Source organism: Rhizobium sp. AN80A (genome assembly GCF_030053015.1).
Classification (GTDB): Bacteria; Pseudomonadota; Alphaproteobacteria; order Rhizobiales; family Rhizobiaceae; genus Rhizobium; species Rhizobium metallidurans.
Window position 1 is genome coordinate 39,597 of record NZ_JASJPX010000004.1, and the last position, 17,898, is coordinate 57,494.

At 59.4% G+C, this 17,898-nt stretch carries 20 protein-coding genes; 5 read left to right on the forward strand and 15 right to left on the reverse strand.

Features of this window, described 5'->3' with window-relative positions:
- Window positions 1-46: 46 nt before the first annotated feature.
- Both P3R82_RS29755 and P3R82_RS29760 read left to right on the forward strand, forming a co-directional pair.
- Window positions 47-1,006, forward strand: a complete 960-nt coding sequence (locus P3R82_RS29755; protein ID WP_035243841.1) for a DUF1403 family protein — start codon at window positions 47-49, stop codon at window positions 1,004-1,006.
- 2 nt (window positions 1,007-1,008) lie between these two features.
- Window positions 1,009-1,686 (forward strand): SMC-Scp complex subunit ScpB, encoded by a 678-nt coding sequence (locus P3R82_RS29760; protein WP_051032483.1) that lies wholly within the window; start codon window positions 1,009-1,011, stop codon window positions 1,684-1,686.
- A gap of 24 nt (window positions 1,687-1,710) precedes the next feature.
- Here the strand turns inward: P3R82_RS29760 and P3R82_RS29765 are convergent, their stop codons facing one another.
- From P3R82_RS29765 to P3R82_RS29775, 3 genes are read right to left on the reverse strand one after another with little or no spacing between them, the layout of a single operon-like run.
- Entirely contained in the window at window positions 1,711-2,748 is a 1,038-nt protein-coding gene (locus tag P3R82_RS29765; RefSeq protein WP_003501672.1) for a TniQ family protein, read from the reverse strand.
- The gene (locus P3R82_RS29770) at window positions 2,745-3,623 is read right to left on the reverse strand and encodes a TniB family NTP-binding protein (RefSeq protein ID WP_035243718.1); all 879 of its coding nucleotides are present in this window, start codon (window positions 3,621-3,623) and stop codon (window positions 2,745-2,747) included. The genes P3R82_RS29765 and P3R82_RS29770 overlap by 4 nt, the downstream gene beginning before the upstream one ends.
- Window positions 3,624-3,625: 2 nt before the next feature.
- On the reverse strand, window positions 3,626-5,200 hold the full coding sequence (locus tag P3R82_RS29775) for a Mu transposase C-terminal domain-containing protein (RefSeq protein WP_225245755.1): 1,575 nt from the start codon (window positions 5,198-5,200) through the stop codon (window positions 3,626-3,628).
- A gap of 164 nt (window positions 5,201-5,364) precedes the next feature.
- On the opposite strand from P3R82_RS29775, the gene P3R82_RS29780 reads away from it, so the two are divergent.
- The gene (locus P3R82_RS29780; protein ID WP_283196492.1) at window positions 5,365-6,453 is read left to right on the forward strand and encodes an RHE_PE00001 family protein; all 1,089 of its coding nucleotides are present in this window, start codon (window positions 5,365-5,367) and stop codon (window positions 6,451-6,453) included.
- Window positions 6,454-6,505: 52 nt separating this feature from the next.
- Here P3R82_RS29780 and P3R82_RS29785 read toward each other — a convergent pair whose 3' ends face one another.
- Both P3R82_RS29785 and P3R82_RS29790 read right to left on the reverse strand, forming a co-directional pair.
- The gene (locus tag P3R82_RS29785; RefSeq protein WP_183902424.1) at window positions 6,506-7,987 is read right to left on the reverse strand and encodes a macro domain-containing protein; all 1,482 of its coding nucleotides are present in this window, start codon (window positions 7,985-7,987) and stop codon (window positions 6,506-6,508) included.
- Between the two features lie 20 nt (window positions 7,988-8,007).
- The gene (locus P3R82_RS29790) at window positions 8,008-9,246 is read right to left on the reverse strand and encodes a DarT ssDNA thymidine ADP-ribosyltransferase family protein (protein ID WP_183902425.1); all 1,239 of its coding nucleotides are present in this window, start codon (window positions 9,244-9,246) and stop codon (window positions 8,008-8,010) included.
- A 99-nt stretch (window positions 9,247-9,345) separates the two neighbouring features.
- Between P3R82_RS29790 and istA the strand changes: the two genes are divergently transcribed.
- Window positions 9,346-10,866, forward strand: coding sequence for an IS21 family transposase (gene istA / locus P3R82_RS29795; RefSeq protein ID WP_183902426.1), 1,521 nt, complete (start codon window positions 9,346-9,348; stop codon window positions 10,864-10,866).
- Window positions 10,856-11,650, forward strand: coding sequence for an IS21-like element helper ATPase IstB (gene istB, locus P3R82_RS29800; protein WP_183902427.1), 795 nt, complete (start codon window positions 10,856-10,858; stop codon window positions 11,648-11,650). Before istA ends, istB begins: the two co-directional genes overlap by 11 nt.
- On the opposite strand, the gene P3R82_RS29805 is transcribed toward istB, so the two are convergent.
- From P3R82_RS29805 to P3R82_RS29850, 10 genes are all read right to left on the reverse strand, one after another.
- The gene (locus P3R82_RS29805) at window positions 11,651-11,821 is read right to left on the reverse strand and encodes a transglutaminase N-terminal domain-containing protein (RefSeq protein ID WP_183902428.1); all 171 of its coding nucleotides are present in this window, start codon (window positions 11,819-11,821) and stop codon (window positions 11,651-11,653) included.
- A gap of 454 nt (window positions 11,822-12,275) precedes the next feature.
- Complete coding sequence (locus P3R82_RS29810; RefSeq protein ID WP_246400283.1) at window positions 12,276-12,725, reverse strand: hypothetical protein; 450 nt, start codon at window positions 12,723-12,725, stop codon at window positions 12,276-12,278.
- Window positions 12,726-13,118: 393 nt separating this feature from the next.
- Window positions 13,119-13,322: a hypothetical protein gene (locus P3R82_RS29815; protein ID WP_183902429.1), complete on the reverse strand. Its 204-nt coding sequence runs from the start codon at window positions 13,320-13,322 to the stop codon at window positions 13,119-13,121.
- 66 nt (window positions 13,323-13,388) lie between these two features.
- A complete protein-coding gene (locus P3R82_RS29820; RefSeq protein WP_183902430.1) occupies window positions 13,389-13,526 on the reverse strand; it encodes a hypothetical protein in 138 nt (45 codons plus the stop codon).
- Between the two features lie 85 nt (window positions 13,527-13,611).
- Window positions 13,612-13,839, reverse strand: coding sequence for a hypothetical protein (locus P3R82_RS29825; RefSeq protein ID WP_183902431.1), 228 nt, complete (start codon window positions 13,837-13,839; stop codon window positions 13,612-13,614).
- Window positions 13,840-14,132: 293 nt separating this feature from the next.
- Window positions 14,133-14,342 (reverse strand): cold-shock protein, encoded by a 210-nt coding sequence (locus P3R82_RS29830; RefSeq protein ID WP_029870033.1) that lies wholly within the window; start codon window positions 14,340-14,342, stop codon window positions 14,133-14,135.
- 479 nt (window positions 14,343-14,821) lie between these two features.
- A complete protein-coding gene (locus P3R82_RS29835) occupies window positions 14,822-14,953 on the reverse strand; it encodes a PHB depolymerase family esterase (RefSeq protein WP_183902432.1) in 132 nt (43 codons plus the stop codon).
- 133 nt (window positions 14,954-15,086) lie between these two features.
- Window positions 15,087-16,148: a fatty acid desaturase gene (locus P3R82_RS29840; protein ID WP_183902433.1), complete on the reverse strand. Its 1,062-nt coding sequence runs from the start codon at window positions 16,146-16,148 to the stop codon at window positions 15,087-15,089.
- A complete protein-coding gene (locus P3R82_RS29845; RefSeq protein WP_210279760.1) occupies window positions 16,145-16,264 on the reverse strand; it encodes a DUF4167 domain-containing protein in 120 nt (39 codons plus the stop codon). Before P3R82_RS29845 ends, P3R82_RS29840 begins: the two co-directional genes overlap by 4 nt.
- A gap of 323 nt (window positions 16,265-16,587) precedes the next feature.
- The gene (locus P3R82_RS29850; RefSeq protein ID WP_183902435.1) at window positions 16,588-17,886 is read right to left on the reverse strand and encodes a glycoside hydrolase family 130 protein; all 1,299 of its coding nucleotides are present in this window, start codon (window positions 17,884-17,886) and stop codon (window positions 16,588-16,590) included.
- Between the last annotated feature and the right edge of the window lie 12 nt (window positions 17,887-17,898).

The following is a 17,898-nucleotide window of genomic DNA, read 5'->3' on the forward strand; positions in this document are numbered from 1 at the left end:
GTGAAATAGGTGGTAGAAACTGCGCGCCTCGGCTATGCTTGACGGCATGGATTCGCGCCTTCCCCCACCTTTCGCCGCCCCGGTTCTCCCAGCGACCGTGTCTCCCCTACCGGCTTGGGCGAACGGGCGCGCGCGCGATTCAAGCGAAGGGGACGCCGCCTTTGCCGCTGGCATTGCTCTGAAATCGCTCGACGATTTGGTTCGCGCCGACCTGCCGTGGGCGGGCTGCTGGCGCCAGCGCCTGGCGCTTAGGGCCTCGCATTCGGCCGTGCAGCTGATTGGCCGCAACGAAGGCGAGGCGGGCTTGCGCGATGTGGTGCTGCTCACCGCGCCTGGCAACGATCCCGGGCCGGCCGGAGCTATGTATTTGGCATTCCAGAAACTGGCGGCAAAGAAGCGGCCGATCAGCAGCAAAGTTCTGGAGGAGGTAGCGGCGCTGATGGGGATGCGTCGCGAGGGCCTGAGCGAAATTGCCGATTTATTTGACGGCGCGCTTCAGTCCGGTCGTGCTGTGCCCTTCGTCGTCGCCGACCTTGTCACCAACATCTGCGCCGCCCGGCCAGATGCCGAAATTTTGGCCTGGTGGCTGGCCGACCGCCTGCTCGCGGAAAAACTCGCCTGGGCGTGTGGCGTGCCGCTCACGATGGGTGAGCGTTATGGCGCAGCGTTCAAGACGATCGGGGGCCGCGGACGGGTGCGGCCCGGGGAGCCCGCTTTCCCGCGGACGGTGTGCCTGGCGCTCGTGTCCGCCACGGTCGAGGCCTTGCGGCAGGCCAATGACATTGGCCGGCGTGCCGAGACATTGTTGGCGGTGGCGCCGAAGGTGCGAACCAAAGGCGCCGGCGTCGTCATCGAAAAGCTGCTCAACGAGGATGCCATGCCCGCCTCCGCGCCCGGCAGCCATCTCTCCCGCTGGGCGGCGACGCGATTGTTCGAGCGGCTGGAAAGTTTTGGCGCGGTGCGTGAACTGTCCGGCCGAACTTCGTTCCGGATTTTTGGGTTGTGACGATGGCGGGATCAAGCGCAACACGACGGAAGTCACGGCCGCAGGACGAAGTGTTGCTCGATCGCGAGCTCGAAGATCTGCCGCCGGAGCTGCGCTGGCGCGAATGGATGCTGCGGGTGGAAGCAGTGATCTTTGCCGCCGCCGAGCCGGTCAGCCGTGAGATTTTGGCGCGCGTGGTCGGTTGCGGCTGCAGCATCGATCTCATCATCGATGATTTGCGCGAGGATCTGCGGTCACGTCCCTATGACATCGTTGCGGTCGCCGGGGGCTGGCAGCATCGAAGCCGTTCGGCTTACGCGTCTGCGATCCGTGCCTCGCAGGCGCCAACGCGTAGCGTCGCCGCGTCGCTGTCCGAAAACGAGGCTGCGGTGCTGGCGGCGATCGCATACTTGCAGCCGGTGACCCGCGGCGAGTTGTCCAACATGTTCGGCAAGGAGATAAGCCGCGACACGATTGCCGGCCTTCGCGATGCCGGGTTTCTCAGCTCCGGCCCGCGCAGCCCGACACCCGGCGCGCCCTACACCTATGTGACGACGAAGCATTTCCTGTCGGCGTTCGGCCTTGAGACACTGCGTGACCTGCCCGATCTGGAGGGGCTCGAGGACGCCGGGCTGCTCAGCCGGCAGGCGCTCAAGGAAACCGCGCTTGGGCTGGCTGAGAGCGACGTACTGGAGGAGTGACGATTTAGGTCCTGTGCGGCTTCTTTAGGTTCCAATCATCTCCTGCACCCGGCGACGGCCGGGACCTGGGTTCATTCTGGCATAGGCGCCTAGCAGGTCCGGAAGCTTTATAGTCGGCTCCTTGCCTTTCGAGACATTCGGCCGTCCTCTGCTTCGCCTGAGAGCGTTCGCCAGAAGCTCGATCCAGGCGGGGTGATCACACGGCGGCGGAATCAGGCGTCTCAGACGGCGTGCTTTGCGTTCCTCATCCTCGGCGTCATCCACCGGCCCTTCACTGGGGCAATTGAGAAGTTCGGCGCAGTAAGCCCTTGCCGCTGTCGACAGACTGGTGAGGATCATCGCCGAGTAGTATCCGCCTGCACTGGGCAAGCTCAAGAGCCGACGGATAAGCATGGGTCCTGATGGGGAGTGGGCGATTGCTTCCAGGCTGCATACATTGTCGATGCATCGGTCGAACGTTCTCGTCATTGGACTGAGGTAAGGGATTGGTGCGCGGCGTAAGTCGTAGCCGCACGCAGCACAAGAATGTTGCGGCACGAATTCGCTCTGGTCAAAGACTGCAATGGAGCTGTTGCAGGACGGACATCGATCGCGCAATCGACAGCCATGCTCTGTGCAAGAAACCCGTGTCGCCAGCCGCCATCGACGCCGGAAATAGGGTTGCGCATCCTCGCTCAAACAACGGCAGCAGAACTGCAGCCACGTAGAACTGTCGCGTTGCCCGTTGTAGCGTAGCGGCAGCAAGAGCTGTTTGGGCAGATCCTGCGACAATGTCATCGCCGCGAGCTGATCGGGCGCGACGCCCGTTTTGGCATACAGCAGGTTTGCTATGTCGGCCGGCAGCCTCAGATCGAGGGCGGCCGACCACATTCCCGGATTAAGTCCGAGCACGCGCGCGAATGCTTTCGGGGCTACCCCATTGGCATAGGCAAGCCGGTGCAACCAGCTTGATAGCAATTCGTCTGGCTGCGGCATCACGGTGACCGGCCACAGGTCAGAAACCACGTCACCATATCGTTCGCGAATGCTGATTGCCGGCGTGCGCGCGTCGGCCGTCATCATAGAAGGCTCTCGCGCAAGGCCCTGCTGCGCCGCTGCGAGACCGGCACATGGTGCAGTTCGTCGATTCCGGCCTTGGTGATGCGTTCGCTCCCGGATCTGATCGCCGCGACAGCTGCCTTGGTGACGATGGTGACGATTTCACCGATCAGGCCTTCCGACAGGCTGAATATTATCCGGGCCAACGGTTCGGTCGACAAATCCGAGCTTTTGGCCAGCGGCAAAGCGGCTTCGAGACTGTCGAGCAGCATGAGATAGTTCTCGTCATATTGCCAGCGTGGAACTGCGACCAGGTCGAAGCGGCTCGCCATCTCGCTGGTGGCGTTGATAAAATCGCAGACGGCCACCTCGCCAATCAGCACCGGCGAGATGTCATACTGGCGGCCAATCCGCCGCAGGAAAGCAAATACGGCTTCGACGTCGCGCGCACGGCCCCGCAACGCATTGTGGAACTCGTCGAAAATCAGCACCCTCGGCCTGACGCTGGCCAACAAGTGATCGAGTTGCTCGGCCTTGCGGCCGAGGTTCCACATATCGGCGCCGGGCGCCCGCAGCGCCTGGAGAATGCTGGCATAGAAATGGCCAAGGCCGGCGCCTTCGCGTGTCTGGGCTATCCATACCCTTTGCTTGGGCGAGGTTCTCAGGTGCTCGACGGCGAACCGCTCGGCAATCATCGTCTTACCGTTGGCGTAGGGGCCGACCAACATCAGCCCCTGGGTTCGCAAAGACGCAGGCCGTAACAGAAGCTCGGCAAGTCGCCGATGGCTATCCTGGGCGGCATGATGCCCTATCCACCGTGGCGCGCGGATATAGGCGATCCTTTCCTCCTGATCACGGTCAAGATACGGTCGGACGTGCTCGAGCAAATGATCCACTATTGCTACCAGTCCTCCACCGGCAAGCGGCTCTTCTGGCGCGGGGGATGCTCGGCGGGAGGAGGCGTCCGCGGTTGCATGACTGCATAAGACTTCTCCGCCGCAGCGGCATGGGCCTTGCGGACAGCATCACGCAACTGGCGCCTGGAGGGTTTCGCCGATTGCACAATGGCTGCGATCTCGCGGCGGAGCGCCACCTTCTCAGTGCTTGAGCGGTGGTTTGCCGCACGCCGACGGGTGCGTTCCGCCTCATGCTCCCACAGCGTCACTGACGTCAGTTGGCCGTCGCGTCGCTCGACCGGCCGAAACTGTCTTGTTTCCGGGTCGCGGATGTAAACATGGCTGATGTCACGGGGGTCGTATCGCACCTCAAGCTTTCCGAGCCGGTCACGTTCGGGAACGACGGCGCTCAGCCACGGCGAATAATAGTGCATGGCGAACATGCTGATCCCTTGCGGTGACAATTGCCTTTCCGTCCCCGGCAAGAACGACAACAGCACGCGCTGCGGGTCATCGTCGAAACGAGGCAGGGCGGTTGCGTTGCGCTGCCATTCCGTCATGGGGACATTCAGGGTCTTGGAATTTTCCTGCAGGTTGTGATCGATCACGGCCAGCGCAACGCAACGCTCCAGATCGGCGAAGCTCACGCAGGCGCGCCGCTCGGATGGATATTCGTCGCGGTGGGCCACCGAACGGCCCGAAGAGCCCGGGTAGGTTGCGAGGACGGCGTTGAGCTTTCCCAGCAGCCGTTCAACCACGCCGCCTTGATGGACCCGGCCGCGATCGCGATACCGGATCCTGATCCCATAATCATCACATCCTCGCTGGAAGGCATGTCCCTTGAATTCCATCGCCGAGTCCGTGACGAGCAACTGCGGCCGACCGAACATCGGCCAGGCGTGATTGAGATTGCGCGCTGCAAGCCATGTATCTTTCGGGCACATGGCTTGGGCGAGACAAAGCGCAACGGACAGAACCGACGGCTTTTCCAAGGTGAGGCAGAAGCCGACGATGGATCGTGTCGCCACGTCGGTGATAACAGTCAAATATGGGCGGCCGACGAACACACCGGCACCATCGACCACCTCCACGAAATGGATATCAGTCGGCGTATGGTCGATTTGGCAGACGGCGAGCGGGTGTGGCGCATGGATATAGCCGGGACGCGGCTTCAGCCGCAGCAAGTGCTTTGGATTGGCCGATCGCTTCTTCGCGATCTCTTCAGGCGAAAACAACATCGGGATGCGCCGAGCGACCGTCACATATGAGGGAACGGCAAGACCGGCTTCCTCGCACCGCGCGCGGATCTCGTCGACCACGGGAGCAAGTGGGGTCGGCTCAAGCGTCAGCCACTTCTCGCGAAGTGTGGCCGCGATGATCGCCTCCACCTGTTCCGGCAGCCGCTTGCGCCGACTGACAGCGGTGCGAGGAAGCAAGCTGGTCACAGTGCGATCGGCTCGGTAACGGGCCAGGAGATTATAGATTTGCCGGGTGGTGAGCCGCAGTTCAGCCGCCGCGCGTTTGATGGCAGCATGTTTCGGATTGCCGCCATCCAGGATTTTGTCCAGCTCGCGGGCCATTCGACGCGCCATCGACCAGTGCTCGTCCAAGACCGGGCGCGCCGCCGGCGAGCTTCGATCGTGAAATCGCTTTGGCAAAGGGCCTCGCTGAAATCATTAGCTGAAAATCGTCTCCAGTTTAGCGCCAGAACCCAACTGGCGTATGACATTCCCCGGATTGAAATCTGGAAGTAAAAGCCACAGGTGTCGCGTTGACCCGTCTCGACGAACGCATTGCCCGTTCGGCGGTCGGGGCAGGCTGTATTGAGCGTATGCATTTCGCCGACGCCTCCGCCTCGCTGTGGATCGACGGCGAACTCGTCCACCTCGAAGACCTCGTCCTCCACGACGCCACGAAGGATATTCGCACACCGACCCATGAGCTGACAATCGCCCGCGACGTCCTGCGCACTCGCCGGCGGATCGCCGGCCAATCCCCGGATTGGGCGCTTTCGGCCGACGGCATTCGAACGCTCCGGCAAACTGAACCAGTGGCGTCGATCGGCGCCGACGAGGCAGAGGCGGACGGCGCCGCCCGGCGCGCCGTCGCGATCGATGTGGTAGGGGAGGGGGAAGACGCGGACGGTGGCGACGATCTTCCCGGTGTCGACTATGCCGCCATCGATGCGGTACTTGCCCGATCGGAGGCCGCGATCGAAAACGCAACGCGGCCCGGCCGCGCCATCGCGGCAGACAGAGACGCACTGGTCTATGATCTCGATTGGGACGAGGATGCCCGGCTCGATGAATGGCGTGGCGTGTTGCGCCAGGCCGAACACCTGCCGGCGGTGCTGCAGGCCATCGTCGCCCTCGATGCCTGGAACGAGCTTGCCGTGCTGCAGCACGCGCCCTGGCTCGGCCGGTTGTTTTGCGCCTCGATCCTGCGCCAGGCCGGGGTCACCACCGGCACCCATCTCGCCGCCATCAACCTTGGCCTGAAAACCATTCCCGTCGATCGGCGCCGGCATCGGGACCGGGAGACCCGGCTGCTGGCTATTGCCCACGGCCTGATCGCGGCCGCCGAGATAGGTCTCAAAGAGCATGACCGGCTGGCGCTCGCCCGAACACTGATGGACCGAAAGCTGGACGGACGCCGGACGTCTTCAAAACTGCCCGAGTTGGCCGAGCTGGTGATGGCGAAGCCGTTGGTGTCGGCCGGGATGGTGGCGAAGACGCTCGACGTGACGCCGCAGGCGGCGCGACGGATCGTTTTGGAGCTGGGCCTCAGGGAGATGACGGGCAGGGGGAGGTTTCGGGCGTGGGGAATTCTCTAAGTCTGGTCCATCGTCCGCAAGGTTCACGGGCCTGCAGCTGCAGCGACCTCATTCAGTTTCCGATAAGCCCCGCCTCGGCCCCGTCATCGTCCGGTTCGGTGGAATCGACCGGCCGCGCCTTTGTTGGTGGCGGACTATCTTGCGAAATACTCTCCCGCCTAAAACCAAGCTCAATCAAACGATGAAGATCATCGTCATCGACGTCGGACGACAGCTGCACCGTCAGCGCGCGAACCCCTGAAGCAGCCCTCAGCAACGCTTCCAGCAACTCACGTTTCGTCTCTTCAGAAATCCCGTTGAAGGAAAGACTTAAGCTGTTCTCGCGACCAGTTTCAGGCACTCGCACGTCTTGACGCAGGTCTTCGCTCTGGTCTCTGGGTGGAGTTGACAAACGGTTTCGAAGTGCCGTCAGCAAATGGTCGAGATTAGGTGCTCCGGTTTCTCCGCGCCGACCAATCGGCTGCGCGCCGATTCTATCCAGCGTCTCACGCACAAAGGATGAGGAGTGTTCGTATCGAACATATGAGATCGACGCTTGAGCCCACTTCTCTGATCCTCTGTTGGTCAACCATTCAGGTTCCGGGTCCGAGAGAAGGGCTGCTTCAGCGTTTGCACGAAGCATGTCCATCGTCTGGGCGAACAACGGGCGGCTCCATTTGGAATTGGGAGGCGCGCTCGATGCAATCGTAAGCGGGTGAGATCGACCGATGTCATGTATTTTCGCTAGCGGTTTGCGGGTCAAAACACCAAATGGGAGAAGCAGGACCGTTGCAACGCCCTGTTGCGCGAACAGGTCGGCGATCTCCTCGCTGATTTTTGTTCCGTAAGCGAGCGCGACGGTAACGTTTGCCCCGGAGACCGCGAGTTCCGCGGCGATGGATTGCAGCGCTTTCATTTCCCGCTCGCCCGGCTGGCGCGAAGGCAGAAGCGCCAACCATTTACGTGTCAGCAGATCTTGCCGACCCATCACGAACAGGAGACCTGTGGGATTCGATGCGGAGGGATGGTTATTTAGGACTTTGTATCCCAACTGCTCAACGCTACCTCGTTCGTCCGAGGAAGGTTGCGTCACACTCTTGCCAGCTCTCAGGGATGCTGCGGGCTCAAAAACGAAGACATGAGCGTTCACTCCGCCAAGCTTTTGACGGATCATTTCGGATACGCGGTCCCAATCTAATCCTCCATGACCGCATCCCAAAGCAGGCAGGGCAACCGTTACCGGCCCGACGGTATCAAGGTAGGCACGGAGATCATCTAAACCGGCATCGATGTCCTCATATCGCGAAGGGTCGCGCCAATCGCGTTTCGTAGGAAAATTTACGACCCAATCGCCGCTTAGAGATTTCCATACGTGCATCTTTCCAGGTCGCACACGGCCAGCTTTGCAGTCATCTCGATACTCCTTGAACATTTCGGGATAGTGCTGCTTGAACGCCAAGGCGACACCGGCACCCATGACACCGACACAGTTGACCGTGTTCACGCGAATGTCGGCCTTTGTGTCGAATAGGTCGCCTTGTATAAAATCCAGCATCGCTCTACCGTCAAACCTTCCTAAATTGCTGCCAAGCACCGTCGGTAAACCAGATCAGCTTTCGCCTGATCCCACCAGTGCTCCTGTAGCGACAGGACGTCCGCTTGACCAAGGACGAAGAGCATATCGAGCTCGTCTTTGTCATCGACGACATCGATGATTTGCCGTTCGTCTCGGTCGCGGCCTAAGACATCACCAACTAGATCATGATAGCACACCAATTTCATCAACGTCGCCGCCGAGTTTGGCTTTACGGTTCCAACATGTTTGGTGAGGATCTCGGCCATCATCGGCATGGCGCCGACGGGATGATTGGGATCAACCTTCTGAAGGCCTCCATTGCTGGTCCACCGTGCCTTCGGACCTTTTCCGATATCGTGCAAATAAGCGGCAATCTCGGCGAGCTTCTTTTGCCTGTCTCCGAGGGCCGCATATCTCGGTAGATTGACAAGGCGCTCAACGACGTCTTTGGTATGCAAATCAACAGTCTGTTTGTGGATACCAGCATTGGCGGATGCTAAACCCACGAGTTCGGCGGTGTGCGGGACGCAGCCGAAATTGGCGCGAAGTCCAGCGAGCAGCGCGGTGAGGTTTTTGAAGTCTGCGGTCGCGACGTGCTTCCCACCGTTCTGAATGACGTGATCCCTGTAATGGTTATAGTGCAGGAGTATCTCGCCCGGTCCTTTAACCAGGCTCGTGCCGTCTTTTAGTTCTAGGTTTTTGTAGTAATGCCTGCGGTTTCGATCCTCGAACTCGATGGCGGGAAATGCCGAATTGCCAACGATCTGCTGAACCCGCTTTTTCACGCTATCGTTCCAGACGACACAGCGCGAGGCGGCGGTAACTGGAACATGGCCGTGTACGAGAGCCTCAGCCATGCGCCGGTGACGGTGCGCTTCATCCAGGCTCCCCCACTTCGTATAATCAATCGCGGCCCAATCGAGCTGATCGAGTTGATCGCCTGATGCGTAGAATTGTGGAGGAATCGCGGTGTTCGCCGATGCGTTTGTAAAGACGGTGTCCGGCCGATCGACGATAGAGATCGGGAACTCAAAATAAAGAATGTCGTATTGATCAACGTTCTTCGCGTTCACCACGCCGAGGAGCATCGGGCTCAAAGCACCAAAATAGAACGGCACGTAGTCATGTACGCAACCTCCAGGTCCGCAAGTGACATTCATCGTGGCGCGGCGCTCCTGGATCCCCGCAGAAGCGATGGATCGGTGTCGTCTGGGAAAGGCGTGATTGTTGGTTTCCACGCGGAACTGAGCCGGTTAGGCGCATAATTTCCATTGAGAATTGAGCCATGTGAACCTTCCCCCAACGCGGTGAGCGACAGGGGCAACGGAGTGATCCACATGGGACTTTTAAACATCATCCGTCGGATGGCACTGCGCGAGAAGTTGTCGGTGCGCGAGATCAGCCGACGAACCGGATTGTCGCGCAATACGATCGCAAAGTATTTGAACGCTGGTACGATCGAGCCGACGTTCACGGTACCGGAACGACCGAGCAAGCTCGACCCTTTTGCCGACAAACTGGCGGGCTGGCTGAAGACCGAGGCCGGGAAGTCGCGCAAGCAGCGCCGAACGCTGAAGCAGCTTCATGCTGATCTGACGGCTCTCGGCTTTACCGGCTCCTATGGTCGGGTCGCCGCGTTCGCCCGTGACTGGCGGGTCGAGCAGCAGACAGCGGGCCGCGGCATATTCGTTCCTCTGTCTTTCCGCCCAGGCGAAGCATTCCAATTCGATTGGAGTGAAGATTATGCCGTGATCGGCGGCGAACGCACGAAGCTGCAGGTCGCCCATATCAAGCTATCGCACAGCCGGGCGTTTCTGATCAGGGCTTACCTGCTGCAAACACACGAGATGCTCTTCGATGCCCACTGGCACGGCTTCCGGGTGTTCGGCGGTGTGCCTGGTCGCGGCATTTACGATAACATGAAGACGGCGGTCGATCGCGTCGGTCGCGGTAAGGAGCGGCAGGTCAATATCCGTTTCCTGGCGATGACGAACCACTACGTCTTCGCGCCTGAGTTTTGCAATCCCGCCGCGGGTTGGGAAAAGGGTCAGGTCGAGAAGAACGTCCAGGATGCCCGACCTCGTCTGTGGCAGCAGATGCCGGACTTTCCGGATTTGGCGACATTAAATGCCTGGCTGGAACAGCATTGCCAGAACCTGTGGCGCGAGACAGCGCATGGCACCTTGCCAGGTACGATCGCGGACGTCTGGTCGGCGGAACGCCCGGTATTGATGGCGCTGCCTACCGCGTTTGACGGCTTCGTTGAGCAGAGCAAGCGCGTCTCTCCAACATGCCTGATTACTTTCGAACGGAACCGCTACAGCGTGCCTGCGTCTTTTGCGAACCGGCCTGTCAGCCTGCGGATTTATCCGGAGCGACTGGTCGTGGTAGCCGAAGGCAATATCCTCTGCGAACATCCGCGGATCATAGAACGCAGCCACGACAAACCGCCACGAACGATTTACGACTGGCGACACTATCTTGCCGTGATCCAGCGCAAACCCGGTGCCCTTCGAAACGGTGCACCCTTTCTGGAATTGCCGTTGGCATTCCGGCAATTGCAGGACCAGATGCTTCGCCGCCCCGGCGGTGACCGAGAAATGGCCGACATCCTCGCTCTTGTCCTTCATCACGATGAGCAGGTCGTTGTCAGAGCCGTGGAATTGGCCCTGGATGCGGGCGTGGCCACCAAGACGCATGTGCTGAATCTGCTGCACCGGCTGATCGACGGCAAGACGACCGACGGTCCCGATATCGACACGCCACAGGCGCTGACCCTGCTTCACGAACCCAAGGCGAATGTCGAACGCTATGATGGTCTGCGTCTCCGGATCGCAGGAGGTCGCCATGCGTCATGATCCTGCCAGTGCGGCCGTCGTCATCATGCTGCGTAGCCTGAAGATGTATGGCATGGCCCAGGCCGTCACGGACCTGATCGAGCAAGGGGCTCCAGCTTTTGATGCGGCCGTGCCCATCCTGTCCCAGTTGCTGAAGGCCGAGATGGCCGAGCGCGAGGTTCGCTCCATCGCCTATCACATGAAGGCTGCTCGCTTCCCGGCCTACAAGGACATCTCCGGCTTCGACTTCGCCGCCGGCGAGATCAACGAAGCGACCGTGCGCCAATTGCACCGATGCGAGTTCATGGACGGGGCGCAGAATATCGTTCTTGTCGGCGGACCTGGCACAGGAAAAACACATGTGGCGACGGCTCTTGGCGTTCAGGCGATCGAGCATCATCGCCGAAAGGTCCGCTTCTTCTCCACAATCGAACTGGTCAATGCGCTCGAGCAGGAGAAAGCCAAAGGAAAGGCGGGCCAGATCGCCGAGACCCTTGTTCGCCTCGATCTGCTCATCCTGGACGAGTTGGGATACCTCCCGTTCAGCGCCTCCGGCGGAGCGCTGCTCTTCCACCTGCTGAGCAAGCTCTACGAGCGCACCAGCGTCGTTATCACCACCAATCTTAGCTTCAGCGAATGGGCCTCGGTCTTCGGTGATGCCAAGATGACAACCGCTCTCCTCGACCGCCTGACCCACCGTTGTCATATCTTAGAAACCGGAAACGACAGCTTCCGCTTCAAAGCCAGCTCGGCCGCAGCAGCCCAAAAGAGAGGAGAAAAAGCTAATCCCTTGACCAAAGCCTGATCAGAAAACCATACTTAGAGGTGGCTCACTTCTCGGTGGAAAAACCGGCTCAGTTCCGCGTGAAAACCAACAGCGGCCCTCACGTGGCCTGAGCATAAGGCGGTGCGGCGACAGCGACACCTTCTCTCGAAAAGCGTAGGTCGTACGATGATGAATGTTGAGCATCGGCATAGCAACGGACCCTAAAAGCTGATGGCGAGGCTGCTGACGAATCCTTCCGCGTGCGGCACCGGCTGATTAACGCATCAATCCGGCAGCCAAGCGCATCGTTGATCACCTTGCCGGCGTCTCGAACGGCCCGACCGCCGGCGTTGTGGACCGCGCTCGGCTTTGCATAATCGATTGCACTTCTGAAGACGTCCGTCGCCCAGCCATACGGCCCTTCGTGCGTAGCGGCAATCTCGGTGAGATTCGTATTGCCTCATGGGGGAAAGCTGAACCGGGAAGCGATAGCGGTAAGTCGTGCGGTGTCGTATGGAAAGCTTCGGCATGCCCTCTCCTTGTCAGCGCGGCGTGACTGCAAACCGGTCCACTCTATCAGACTTGAGCTGGCGAAACGCCCACGGCTCTGCGTTGTCCGTTGCCGAGCTCGGGGACTCATCACAAGACCCCATTGCCCTTCGGATCAGTCGTCGCTGATCGATGGAAGATGCAGCTTGACCTCGCGGCGCTTCTTTTCATCCAGAGGCTCGATATGCTCCTTCCAGAATGACGATGCCATGGCTGGTTCATCGTCCCACTTTCGCGTGCTGACGATGTTGTCGTCGACTTTCACGCGCCGACGCCCGCCCAGGCGCAGGTACTCCTCCGCCAGCCGCAGGGATGGCGTCTGAGCATCGTCGCGAATACCGGTATCTTCGCTGCTTTTATTCTTCTCCAGAAACACGACCAGTGCCTCACGCTCGGGACCGAAGGGCTGCTGGTTCAAGAAAGCATCGACCGACGAACTTGTCTCGTGGCCGCCAGAGGATGCGTTCCCCCGGTGGAGGACGAAAAGCCTGTTGGTCGCAGCGTCTTTTCCAACGAACCACTTGTCTCCATTCGAACTCGAAGCAAATTCTTGCAGATCGGTCATGTCTTACTCCTCTTTTTCAGCTGTCAGTTCATAGGACACGGAAAGCCACGGCCAATCGGATCGGCCTGGTCGCGACGGTGTCCCGGATCTCTGAGCGTCGCAGATTAAATCTTATGCCGGCGTCCCAAGAGTAAGTCAGACCTGTCGCCGATCAAGCGAGCCGGCGTGAAAGTGGGTAGCCTGGCGCGTCATAGAGCGCGCGAATCTGGTTTTGATCAAAACGCTCCTCGTCAATCTCCAACATAGAGCCACGCTGCTGACTGTTTGGCATGTCCTCTACGGCGAAACGGAGGGCTTCGGCAGCTGTCTCGAACCGCCGATAGCGAGGGCCGCTTATTCCAGCTTTCGACTTGCCGGCGTAAAGTCCAGCTCCGCCCGTATAATCGAACCGGGTCACATTTGCGCCCTCGCGGTTGCGACAGGATGACGGGGGCGACGGGCGGCATCTCGGACGGTTCGTTCGCTGTCGCGCAGTTCGCGCTTCCGCAGTTGCATCCGTTTTCGAAGGTTGAAGAGCTTTTCGGCACTGGAACCGACTTCGGCGGCAGGTGAACGAAACAGCGCTTCTGCCGATTTTTGGGTGGTGTAGTTTGTCATTTTGTCCTCGAATAATGAGCGCGGTATCGCGCCCCTTGCGATGATATTGGGGGTGACAGCTCCGAGCTATTTCTTGCTGACGCTCGTCGTGTGGCCGCCCGTGAGCTTGACCTGCGAGCCAGATGGCGCGGGTGCCGCTGCTGCGGATTTGTCTTTTTTCGGTTTACGGATTTCGCGGTTGCTACGCGTTTGGCCTTTGGCCATGGGCTTATCCTTCGGCGCCCGGATAAATGTCGGCGCTGTTTGAGCTGGAGTGATTTGGGTCCGCGTCTGTCTCGAAGCGAATTTGTTAAACTGGGAGGAGCGTCGTGCCGTGAAGTATCGTCCGCATGCGGGTTTTTCCGCCGACACCGAAATTGGGAAAGGCTCTCATCGCCGCCAAGGGCAGATTTCGCGGAGCGTCGCCGGTGACCGCGGTTTTGAGAAGCGCGCCGAGGGCCACTTGTTCATAATATCCGAACGCATTCGAACGAGCCAGATTTTGTGAAACGTGGCCGGAATACTCGTTGGAAGACATCGCGTCCTCCTCTCGGTTGGGTAAGGCCGCCGGAACGACAGCGATGCCTATGATGCGGCTATTGCGTCTGCCACATGCCTGCCTCGCCGTTTGGGCAGGCTATTGTCATTTCTGCCTGCCACGCCGCTTAAGCCAAGGAGCGGTCGAAACTGAACCTACCCTTGCGGATGCTTCGGAGATTACGATTGCCAATCTCTGTGGCGGGAAAACAAAAGGCCGGGCATGACCCGACCTCTCACAGTCATTCAGCTTTGCTGCCAGTACATCCGTGGTCAGCGGTGCTAATGACCTTATTACGCCGCCTGAAGGTTGTCGGCAGAGTTCTTGCCAGACTTGCGGTCCTGGACGATGTCATAGGTGATCTTCTGACCATCCGAGAGTGAACGCATTCCGGCGCGCTCGACGGCAGACACATGCACGAAGACATCCGTGCTGCCATTGTCAGGCTGAATGAAGCCGAAGCCCTTGGTGGAGTTAAACCACTTCACAGTACCAGTGTTCATAACGATTTCCTTTCGAAGCAATCGTTGTGGTTCCCGCGATGCCTTGCGGGATAAGATCGATTATTTGAGAGGAAATCCGACGGGAGCATAGAGCTCTGGAACGACGTCACAAGCATTGGTCGATAAACAATATATAGGCTCAATTTTTGGTTTTGCAATGCCTATCTTTTTTTCTAAGCTCCTGCTGTCTTGGTCGTATCGAACCTGGGTCGCCCAACCAGCCTCGCGTGCAGTCAATGCCGGCGTCCAGCATGCGGCCCTGAATTTTCCAAAGGACTTTCGCTGTTAACGGCAAGGTACACCGTGGACCATGCCCTTGATGAGATTGATCTCGATGACGGGTTTGCCGCTCTCATTGAGCCAGTTCTTACGACTATCGCCATTGATGGCTCGATCACATCCGGTGCGTCGGAGACCTTGGTGCACGATGGCCCACTGATGGACCATCTGCTCGGCATTTCGATAGCCTGCCCTCCGCCTTAGGCAGTTCCATCATTAAGCCCGCCGATGATCGCGCCGGCAGCTAACAATTCGGGATAGGTCGCCAGCATGACGTTCGCGATCGCGTCTCCGGCGGACGATCCGATGATGACGATCTTATCAGGATCCAACCGTGCGACTCGACGACGTCTTCTATTATCTCGCGGATCGACAGAGCTTCACCAGCCTGGCCCCGGATTGCGTGGTTCGAGCCCGTTGAAACACAGGTTGGCGTTCGGATGGTCGGCGGGTAAAGCCGGCACTTCAGCAAACGGGGGTCGAAGAGAAGTTCCTCAACCGCGCGACAGCGGCCGCTTCACGAAACGAGACCAATCGCCGGCTTCCTTCGTCCCACAGGACCAACTTCACGCATTGCAAACTTTGCCACAGCGTGATCCTGCCGATTTCGCCGAGTTCCGGATGGTTTCGAAGGACTTCCGGCAGGCGATAGTAGGGAACCTTGCTGGAGAGGTGGTGCACGTGGTGAATGCCGATGTTGCCGGTCAGCCAGCGCAGAGGCCGCGGCAGGTCATAGTGCGAAGCTCCGTGCAGGGCGGCTTTTGGAAATTGCCATTCCGGCTCCTTCGACCAGTGTGTCTCCTCGAATTGATGCTGCACGTAGAATAGCCAGACGCCGATCGAACCCGCGAGAAGGACAATCGGTAGGTGGACGACTAGAAAGGAGACAGGGCCGATCACCCAGATCAGGAGCGCGGCGATCACCGCCACCGCAACGTTGGTGGCCATCGTCGATATCCAGGGAAGCACGCCCTCGCGCATCATACCCATCGGCAGGCGTTGCTGGAAGAGGAAAAGCCAGGCCGGGCCGATGCCAAACATCACCAGCGGATGCCGATAAAGGCGATATCCAATCCGTCCCCAGCGCGACCGTCCATAATATTCTGTCACGGTGAGAGTGGTGATATCTCCGACGCCGCGCTCATCAAGATTGCCGGCCGACGCGTGGTGCGTGGCATGCGCCCTGCGCCAATAGTCATACGGAGTCAGCGTAAGGACGCCGAGAACGCGTCCTGTCCAGTCATCGAAGCGCCTGCGTGCAAAGAAGGAGCCATGGCCGCAATCGTGCTGGATCATGAACAGCCGCAGCAGGAATCCGGCCGCCGGGACGATCAGGATCAGGCCCCACCAGAAGCCGTAATGAACCGCCAACCAGGTCAGCGTCCAGAAAGCGGTGAAAGGGATGGCTGTGATCGTCAACTCGAACACGCTGCGGCCCGCATGCGGCGTGCGATATTTGGCAAGGATTTTGAGCCAGGCTTTTTCGTCCGGGGCTCCCCCGACAGGGTAGGTCGATTGCACGTTCATTGTTGCTGGCCGACTTTCTGCATGGCGGCCGTGCGATAAAAGTGTTCAGCGTGCTGATAAAGGTTCTCCGCCTCGACATGGTCACCGGATTGGGCGGCTTCTCCGGCTGAGACCATATATTGCTCATATCGTCTCATCAGGCTGTGCGGGCTCGATATTACTGTTGCATCCGCGGTGGCCCGAGCACGGCTGCTGGCAGACGGAGTATAATTTCGGCGTGGTGATTTCAAAAGAACAATTCAAGCCGTGATGAGGCTTGCTCCATAAAGGTCGCGATTTCGGGATTGATTGACGGCGACTACCATTGGCAAACTCGCCAATGGTATCGCCCTTTGGGGCGGCATCGCAGTTCGGCTGCCATATACTGTGGCATTGCGGCGGTTTGATGTTGCCTGGCTTCCCGTGTCGGCACCAAACGATGATAGCCCCATGCAGAGAGTCAGCCGGTCAGCGTGTCCAGCAGGTCGGCGATCTTGATCGTCGAGAAGTTCGAGAACGTGTCACAGATGGCGTAAGGTAGCACGATCTGATCGTTGTGGCGCATGGCGCCGCACGTGTAGACGACGTTTGGAACATATCCCTCCCGTTCCGACGGCTCCGGGTGAACGAGCGGCTCTTTCGAGCGGGCGAGAACTTTGGACGGATCGCGCTTGTCGAGAAGGGCTGCGCCGATTGCGTATCTTCGCACGGGGCCGACCCCGTGTGTGAGAAGTAACCAACCCTCGTCGAGTTCGATCGGCGATCCGCAATTGCCCATCTGCACGAATTCCCATGGAAATTTCGGGCCAAGAATGATCTCGCCGCCATTCCAGACGTGGAGGTCGTTGGAGCGGATGAGATAAAGGTTTTCATTGTCCTGGCGACCGATCATCGCATATTGGTCGTCGATCTTTCGCGGGAATAAAGCCATTCCCTTGCTCTTGGCGGCTGTCCCGGCGAGAGGCGTCATCCGAAACGACAGAAAATCTTTGGTCTCGAGGAGCTCGGAGCGAATGTCTCTGCCATCATAGGCCGTATAGGTGGCGTAGTAGGTTCTTTGCCCAGCCTCTTCGAACTCGACTAAGCGAGCATCCTCGATGCCGTTCGACTGCGCGGCGGTCATCGGAAATATCACTCGTTCGCTGATTGGCTGTTCGGAGGAAAATTTCAGTTCCAAAGGCTCGTCGGGCGATGAAGGCGAGGGGTTGTCGAACGAGGGAATGGACGCAAGCCGCGCCGTGGGTTCGATGTCCACGGTGCCATTCTGATCGACAATTCCCGATCTGAAGGTGAGAGACGAAACATGTCCTTCGCCGACCGCACGCAGGCTTAGGATAAAGCGCTTGCTGCCGCGCGGCACGCCCGACTGATCCGCGTGGGCGACTATGCTCGGATTGAACAAAGCGGATGCCTCGAAGGAGTATTCGTGCATGAAGTATGCGCCGACGAGTTGGCGTTGCACCTTGGTGAACGCAATGTGAGGCGCGAACGCCTCTTCCATTTCGTTAGCGCGCTTTTCGAACGTCGCCAGCAGATTGCGGTGTCTGCCCTCGAAGTTTTCAAGGATCTCGGCCAGTTGCAGCTCTGCGACCTCGCTGTCGAGCCCGAGCACACGATCAACGATGTGATTGGCTCGCGTCTTGTCTGTCGGTTTGAGATCTCGTGGTTCCGTGGCGGGTTTGAAGGGCCGCACCACGACGCGCGTGGGATCGGGTCGTAGGAAAAGTGCTTGGCGGTTGAGAAATGTTGTCTGTGACAAGATGATCTCGAT

Coding starts and splice junctions, on each gene's coding strand:
- P3R82_RS29765 (WP_003501672.1), bottom strand. CDS start 2,748: ATGATGACGGCCGACGCGCGCACGCCGGCAATCAGCATTCGCGAACGA.
- P3R82_RS29810 (WP_246400283.1), bottom strand. CDS start 12,725: ATGACCGATCTGCAAGAATTTGCTTCGAGTTCGAATGGAGACAAGTGG.
- P3R82_RS29825 (WP_183902431.1), bottom strand. CDS start 13,839: ATGTCTTCCAACGAGTATTCCGGCCACGTTTCACAAAATCTGGCTCGT.
- P3R82_RS29760 (WP_051032483.1), top strand. CDS start 1,009: ATGGCGGGATCAAGCGCAACACGACGGAAGTCACGGCCGCAGGACGAA.
- P3R82_RS29785 (WP_183902424.1), bottom strand. CDS start 7,987: ATGCTGGATTTTATACAAGGCGACCTATTCGACACAAAGGCCGACATT.
- P3R82_RS29845 (WP_210279760.1), bottom strand. CDS start 16,264: ATGGTCTCAGCCGGAGAAGCCGCCCAATCCGGTGACCATGTCGAGGCG.
- P3R82_RS29830 (WP_029870033.1), bottom strand. CDS start 14,342: ATGAACACTGGTACTGTGAAGTGGTTTAACTCCACCAAGGGCTTCGGC.
- P3R82_RS29820 (WP_183902430.1), bottom strand. CDS start 13,526: ATGGCCAAAGGCCAAACGCGTAGCAACCGCGAAATCCGTAAACCGAAA.
- P3R82_RS29755 (WP_035243841.1), top strand. CDS start 47: ATGGATTCGCGCCTTCCCCCACCTTTCGCCGCCCCGGTTCTCCCAGCG.
- P3R82_RS29815 (WP_183902429.1), bottom strand. CDS start 13,322: ATGACAAACTACACCACCCAAAAATCGGCAGAAGCGCTGTTTCGTTCA.
- istB (WP_183902427.1), top strand. CDS start 10,856: ATGCGTCATGATCCTGCCAGTGCGGCCGTCGTCATCATGCTGCGTAGC.
- istA (WP_183902426.1), top strand. CDS start 9,346: ATGGGACTTTTAAACATCATCCGTCGGATGGCACTGCGCGAGAAGTTG.
- P3R82_RS29805 (WP_183902428.1), bottom strand. CDS start 11,821: ATGCCGATGCTCAACATTCATCATCGTACGACCTACGCTTTTCGAGAG.
- P3R82_RS29840 (WP_183902433.1), bottom strand. CDS start 16,148: ATGAACGTGCAATCGACCTACCCTGTCGGGGGAGCCCCGGACGAAAAA.
- P3R82_RS29775 (WP_225245755.1), bottom strand. CDS start 5,200: ATGGCCCGCGAGCTGGACAAAATCCTGGATGGCGGCAATCCGAAACAT.